General features: G+C 76.0%; 3 protein-coding genes. 2 read left to right on the plus strand and 1 reads right to left on the minus strand.

Annotated elements, in window-relative coordinates:
* A partial coding sequence (locus tag ADK55_RS07695) for a type I polyketide synthase (protein WP_234349941.1) occupies positions 1–4,816 on the minus strand: 4,816 nt, incomplete at its 3' end.
* 677 nt (positions 4,817–5,493) lie between these two features.
* On the opposite strand from ADK55_RS07695, the gene ADK55_RS07700 reads away from it, so the two are divergent.
* Both ADK55_RS07700 and ADK55_RS07705 read left to right on the plus strand, forming a co-directional pair.
* Positions 5,494–6,387 carry a LysR family transcriptional regulator gene (locus tag ADK55_RS07700; RefSeq protein ID WP_053676723.1) on the plus strand — a complete coding sequence of 298 codons (894 nt, stop codon included), beginning with the start codon at positions 5,494–5,496 and terminating at the stop codon, positions 6,385–6,387.
* A gap of 111 nt (positions 6,388–6,498) precedes the next feature.
* A partial coding sequence (locus tag ADK55_RS07705; RefSeq protein ID WP_159041307.1) for a hypothetical protein occupies positions 6,499–7,445 on the plus strand: 947 nt, incomplete at its 3' end.

Here is a 7,445-nt window from a genome sequence, read left to right on the forward strand (position 1 = left end):
GGCGGGCGGGGCGGGGGCGAAGGGGAGGAAGGGGGGAACCGTTCTGGTCGGCGGCGCTCTGCGGGCTCATCGGTGCCTCCGGTCGGGGGATGCGGTGGGCGGGGCGGAGGCCGCCCGGGATCGGGGTGCCGGCCGAGGTGCGGACCAGGTGGCCGTCCACCAGCCAGCCCGGGCGTCGCGGCGCCCGGTCCGGCAGCGCCGCGGTCCGGCCGCGGAACAGGGCTTCGGGGTCGATCGGGACCCCGGCCGCGGCCAGCTCGGCCAGCGCGGTGACCAGCCGGACCAGACCGTGCTCGCCGGGCACGTCCAACGGCACCACCGTGTGCGGACGATCGCCCAGGATCCGGGCCGTCAGACCGGACAGCACCCGGCCCGGCCCCGCTTCCACGAACGTCCGGACGCCGGCCGCGTACATGGCCTCCAACTCGTCGACGAACCGGACCGGCCGCGCCACCTGACCCGCCAGGAGGCCGCGCACCCCCTCGGCGTCGGCCGGGTACGGGGCTGCCGTGGTGTTCGACCACACGGGGACGGTCGGCCCGGACACCGCCGTCGCCGCCAGTTCGGCGGCGAGCGCGGACTCGGCCCCGGCCACCACCTCGCTGTGGAACGCGCAGGCCACCGGCAGGAGTTCGGCCGCGAGTCCGGCCGCCCGGAGAGCGGCCACCGCCTCGGCCACGGCCTCCGTCCGGCCGGAGATCACGCACTGCCGGGGCGCGTTGTGGTTCGCCACCACGCACCCGGCCCGCGCCGCGACGTCCCGAACCTCCCCCGGCGCCGCGGACACCGCCGCCATGGCCCCGGGATCCGCCCCGGCCGCCGCCAGGATCGCCTCGGCCCGGCGCGTGCTCAGCCGCGCCAGGCTCGCCGTGTCGTACGCGCCCGCCGCCCACAGCGCGGTCAGCTCCCCGTACGAGTGCCCGGCGACACAGTCCGGCCGGACGCCGAACCGGCCGAGCAGCAGGTGCGCCGCGGCGCCGGCCAGCCCGAGGGCGGGCTGGGCCACCCGGGTGTCTGTGACGGCCGCCCGCTGGGCGGACCGGGCCGGCGCGGTGAACGCGGCCGGCGGGAACATCGCGCCCGCCACCCCGTCGGGGGCCTCGTCCAGCAGCCCGCGCAAGGCGGGGAACGCCATGAACAAGTCCCCCAGCATTCCGACGCGTTGGCTGCCCTGCCCGGGGAAGAGGAACGCCACCCCGCCCGGGTCGGCCGCCTCCGCCCGTACGTGGACCCCCGCGCCGGGGGCGAAGCCGCGGGCCTGCTCCAACCTGACCGCGAGTTCGTCCGCGTCGGCGGCGACCACGGCCACCCGCACCGGTCCGGTGCCGGACATGCAGGCCTCCGCCGCGAGGTCCCGCAGGGCCCAGGGCCGGCCGGCCGCGTCGTTCTCCTCCAGCCGGGCGGCGAGCCGTGCCATCGCCCGCCCCGCGGCCCGCCGGTCCTCGCCCCGGAAGCAGAACAGCTCCGCAGGCCACTCCTCCAGCCCGTGGCCCGGCTCCTGCGCGCCACCGTAACCGGCAAGCACGGCGTGGTAGTTGGTGCCTCCGAAGCCGAACGCGCTGACGCCCGCGATCCGCCGTTCCACCGGCACCGCCCACGGCCGGGCCTCGGTGTCGAAGACGAACGGGCCGTCCTCGGACCGCCAGGCCGCGTTCGGCGTGCTCAGATGCGCGGTCGGGGGTCGGATTCCCGTGTGCACGGCCCACGCGGCCTTGATCAGCCCGGCCAGCCCGGCCGCGCACTTGGTGTGGCCGATCTGCGATTTGACCGACCCCAGGGCGCACGATCCCGGCTCGGCCCCCGACGCGGTGAACAGCTCGCTCAGTACGGCCAGTTCGGTGCTGTCGCCGACCACGGTCCCGGTACCGTGGGCCTCGATCAGCCCCACGTCGGCCGGGGTGACGCCAGCTCGCGCGTACGCCCGTTCCAGGGCCCGGCGTTGCCCCTCCGGTCGGGGCGCGGTCAGCCCCAGCGACCGGCCGTCGCTCGACGCGCCGACCGCCTTGATCACCGCGTACACCCGGTCACCGTCGCGCTCCGCGTCCGCCAGCCGCTTCAGCACCAGGGCGCCCACCCCCTCGCCGAGCGCTATGCCGTCCGCGGCGGCGTCGAAGGGCCGGCAACGGCCGCCGGGCGACAGGGCCCGTACCGAGGCGAACATCAGGTAGTCGTTGATGCCGTTGTGCACGTCGGCGCCGCCGCACACCACCATGTCGCTGTCACCGTCGCGCAGTTGTCGGCAGGCCAGGTCGAGGGCGGCCAACGAGGAGGCGCAGGCCGCGTCCACGGTGCAGTTGGCGCCGCCCAGGTCGAGACGGTTCGCGACCCGCCCCGCGATCACGTTCGCGAGGATGCCGGGGAAGGAGTCCTCCGTCAGCCGGGGCAACTGCTCGTCCAGAGCGGGCGGCAGCTCGCCCATATAGGCCGGATACAGCGCGCGCAACCCGTACGCGCCCGCCAGCTCGGTGCCCGCCTCGGCGCCGAAGACCACCGAGGTCCGCGAACGGTCGAACTCCCGCCCCCGGCCGTACCCGGCGTCGCCGAGCGCCCGCGCGGAGATCTCCAGGGCCAGGAGCTGCACCGGTTCGATCCCGGCCAGCGAGGTCGGCGGAATGCCGTGGGCGAGGGCGTCGAACGGCACCGGCGCCAGGAAGCCGCCCCAGCGGGAAGGGGTGCGCTCCCCGGCCCGGGCCGGGTCGGGATCGTAGTAGAGCCCCGGGTCCCACCGCTCGACCGGGACCTCGGTGACGGCGTCCCGGCCGGCCAGGATCTGCGACCAGTACGAGTCCAGCCCCGGCGCCCCCGGGTAGGCGCAGGCCATTCCGACGATGGCGACGTCGAGCGGTTCGGCGACGGGACCGGCCTCCTCCTCGGCCGCTCCGGCCGTCTCGGCGGCCCGCCGGTCCAGGAACTCCGTCGCCCCCCGGGTGACCTGGGCGTGCAGCGCGGCCACCGTCGTGGTCGCGGAGCGCAGGGTGGCGGCCTGGCCGAGCATGAACAGCCCGTCCGCCAACTGCTGCCGCTCGCCGACCGGTTCCAGGCCGGCCGTACCCCGACGCACCCCCTTGCCGGCGATCCGGAGCCGGCCCAGATTCAGCCGCTCCAACTCCTCCCACATCTCGCGCGGTTCGGTTCCGTCCTCGGCGAGTCGCCGTCGGGTCTCCTCGAACGTCACCGCGTACGGGGTCTGCGCGCAGCGGGTGGCGTGGCCCGGCGCGGTGTGCAACAGGACGGTCTCCTCGCACTCCACCGCCGTCCGCTGGAAGCCCGGCAGGATCGCGCCCGCCGCCACCGCCTCCCGGGTGAACAGGTAGGCGGTGCCCATCAGTACGCCGACGCGGGCCCCCCGGGCGGCCAGCGGAGCGGCGGCCGTCACCGCCATCGCGGCGGACCGCTCGTCGTGGATGCCACCCGCGAACAGGACGTCCAGCCCGGCCGGTTCGGCGCAGGACAGCAGCCGTTCGATCTGCTCCTCCCACAGCGGGAACGAGGCGCGCGGCCCGACGTGCCCGCCGCACTCCGACCCCTCGAAGACGAACCGCCGTGCCCCCTCGGCGAGATACCGCTCCAGCAGTCCGGGCGAGGGGACGTGCAGGTGCGTCACCGTGCCGGCCGCCTCCAGCGGGGCCGCCTGCGCCGGGGTGCCGCCGGCGATGATCGCGTACGGGGGGCGCACCCGCGCCACGGCCGCGAGCTGCTCCCGGCGCAGCTCGGGCGGGGCGAAGCCGAGCAGGCCCACACCCCACGGCCGGTCCCCGAGCCGCTCCGCGGTCTTGGCCAGCAGCCGGTGCGCCTGCGCCCCCCGGGTCAGGGCGAGCGCGAGGTAGGGCACGCCGTCCGCCGCGGCCACCGCCTCGGCGAACGCCGCCTGGTCGCTGACCCGGGTCATCGGGCCCTGCGCCACCACCCGGGACCCGAGCAGCGGTCTCGACCGGGCGGCATCCCCGATGTGGCCGGCGACGGCTGACCGGACGGCCCGGAGCACCCCGCCCGTGGTGCGGTGCCTTCGGGCCAGCCGGTCCGCCACGCCCCCGTCCTGACCGACGGGCAGCAACTGCGTCCGCAGGTCCCGGGCCCCGAGCAGACGCGCCGCCGGCCCGTCGGGCGGCGGCAGGTCGGGCCGGGCGAACACCCGGTGCCCGTCCACGAGCCGGGTCTCGGAACCGTCCATCGCCCGCAGCGCGGCCACGACCTCCGCGGGCAGGCCGGCCACCCCCTCGACGGTCAGGGCCAGTTGTACGTCGACCAGCACGCCGGCGGCCCCGCCCGCGACGGCGGCCGCCGCCGTGTGCGGGCCGATGCCCCCGCACGCGATGACGGGCACCCCCGGTCCGGGGCCGGCCAGCAGCCGCTGGAGGAGGACGAAGGTGGTGGTCGGGCCCACCCGGCCGCCGGCCTCGTGCCCCTTGGCCACGATCGCCCCGACCCCGGCCGCCACCGCCGCCCGTGCCTCCCCGGGGCCGGTGATCTCGGCCCAGACCCGGGGGGATCCGGGGGCCGCCGCCCAGGCGGCCACCCGACCCGGGGTGTGCTCCGCGACATCGGCGAGCAACACCGTGTCCACCTGGGCCGGAAGTTCCCCGGGGCCCAGCGGACAGCCCACCGGTACCCGCACCCCGTACGGCCGGCCGTCGAGCCGCCGCCCGAGCTCCGCGAAGGCGGCCCGCGCCGGTTCGGGGTCCCGGCCGAGGTCGAGCAGCCCGAGGGCCCCGGCGCGCTCGGCGGCGGTGACGATCCGAGGGTGTGGCTCCTCGAAGGGTCCGGCCGCGATGACCAGGTCACGGGTGGCGGGGGGCTGCGCGGGGTGGGGGGTCACGGGCGCTCCTTCTTCCGGTGCGTTCCGGTGCGGTGCGGTTGCTGCGCGGGCGGTGGTGCGCGGTCCGCGGTGCGCGGTCCGTGGTGCCGTGCCGTGCCGTGTGAGGTCGTGCCGGACGTGTCGTGTCACGTGGCCCGGTGCGCGCACCGGCGCCTCGCGGTGGGGCGCGCGAGGCCCTGCGGGGCGCGGTGTCGTGCGGGGCGACGCGTGGGCCGTACGGGCCGTGCTGTGGGGGTGCGGGCCGTGCGGGCAGGACGGGGGAACACGCCGGTCGACGACTCCGCCGGCGCGGTGCGTGCCGCGGCCGGGTGACCCGTCGACGGTTCGGACGGGCTTGAGCGGTGGTCAAAATCCCCGGCGCCGCGATGCATCGTGCGGTGATGACCGTGCACTGTCAACCGGCATGCGGAGTGGGTTCTCTCGCTCCCCCCGGACCCGCCGGCCGGTTCGCGACCGTCCGGGCCCGCTCCGCCCCGCACCCCCGCCCGCCGGTGGCCTGCGGAGATCCCCGCCCCGCGGGCCGGGTCCGGGGGCACGTGCGGGGAGAGCCGGCGTGCGGGGTCATGCCGTGCCGGTATGCCTTCTCGCCACCCGGGCATGAACGGCGCACCGGGGCGCGGGAGTTGTTCATCATGCTGCCCCTTACAGGTACGGCATCGCCCGGTTACCGTCCGGTCATGACCCCCACACTCGCGCAGCTTCGCTACCTCGTCGCCGTCGCGGACTGCCGTTCCATCACCGGCGCGGCCGCCTCGGTCTTCGTGGCCCAGTCCGCCCTGTCCCGGGCCGTCCAGGCCATGGAGCGCGATCTCGGCGTGGAACTCCTGGCCCGCCGGGGCCGGGGCGTGGAGCTCACCCCGGAGGGGTCCAGGGTGGTACGACTGGCCCGCACCGTCCTGAACGCCGTCGAGGCGATCGACGACATCGGCACCGGTCACGGGGACGCCGTGCGCACCACCCTCCACCTGGTCGCCACCCCGACCCTGGCCCTGGACCTGGCCGCCGAACTGGTGCCCTCCTTCACCCGGCGGCACCCCGGGGTGGACGTCCGGGTCCGGCAGCGCGACAGCCGGGAGGCCCTGGTCCAGGAACTCACCGGCGGCACCGCCGAACTGGCGCTGGTCGACCTGCCCATCGACCAGGAGCTGTCCACACACCACATCCAGGAACGGGAAGTGGTGCTGATCTCGCCCATCGGCTCCCTACTCCCGGACCCGGTGCCGTTCCGGGTGCTCGACGGGCTGCCCATGGTGCTGCCGTGCCCGGGCACCGGCCGACGGACCGAGATGGAGGCCATGTTCAGCTGCCTCGGCGTGCGCCCCGAGCCCCGACTGGAAGTCGACGAACGACTCGCCTGGGTCACCGGGGTCACGGACGGGCGCGGCTCGCTCATCTGGTACCGGGACGTGGTCTCCAGGGCCTTCGGCAGCCGCGCCGAGATCCGCTCGTTCACCCCGCCACTGCTGCGCCCGGTGGGCATCGCCCACACGCGGCGCCCCCTGAGTCGCGCGGCCCGGGCCTTCATCGCGCACGCCCTGCACAAGGCGCCCGTACGCGAGCCCGCACCCTGACCGGAACAGGCCTTGCGGACCGCGAGACATGTCGGTTCGGCATTGAACCATGCTCAAACGGGGCGGCGTTGACCCTGGTGTCGGCATCCGTTGTCCCCTCCCATGGTGCGCATGTCAGCCATCCGTGGAACACCATGGGCGGCGGCCCTCGCCACCGCCGTCCTCGCCGTCGCCCTGCCGGCCGCCGCCCGGGCCGCCGCCACGGCTTCCACGATCCGGGCGGCCCCCGACCCGGCGGCGCCGGCCGCCGCGCCGGCCCCCGAGACCGCGTGCGTCCTGCCCGGCGGTCTGACCGAACTCAGTGGTCTCGCCATGAGCCGCAGGCATCCGGGCGTCTTCTACGCCGTCAACGACAGCGGCAACACCAACCAGGTCTTCGCCGTCGACTGCAACACCACATCCGGCCGACTCGTGGCGACCTACACCGTCACCGGGGTCGCCAACACCGACTGGGAGGGCCTCGCCATCGGCAAGGACGCCGGGGGATCCCCCGTGATCCTCGTCGGCGACATCGGGGACAACCTCGCCGGCCGCGGCGAGATCACCGTGCACGCCTTCGCCGAACCGGACGTGCTCGCCGACGCGTCCGTGACCCCGACCAGCCACCGCTTCGCCTACTCCGACGGCAGACACGACGCGGAGTCCCTGCTCGCGGACCCCGTCACCGGGCAGCTCTACGTCGCGACCAAACTCATCGGCGCGACGGGCAAGCTGTACAAGGCCCCGCTGCCGCCCGTGGCCGGACAGCTCAACACCCTCTCCCCGGTCCGGTCGGGCCCGGTGTTCACGACCGACGGGGCCTTCTCCCCGTCGGGGACCTCGTACGCCCTGCGCAGCGGCGGACCCCTGGGGGCCAATACCGCCACCGTGTACGACACCGCGGGGAACAGGCTCGCCGACGTGGCGCTGCCGGCCCAGCCGCAGGGCGAGACGCTCACGTACGCCGACTGCGCGAACCTGTTGGTCGGCTCGGAGAACGACACCCGGATCTGGCGCGTGCCGCTGCCGCCGCAGGCCACCCCGGGCTGCGTCGGAACCCCCACGCCGACACCCACCCC

It is taken from the genome of Streptomyces sp. WM4235 (genome assembly GCF_001279725.1).
Lineage (GTDB): Bacteria > Actinomycetota > Actinomycetes > Streptomycetales > Streptomycetaceae > Streptomyces.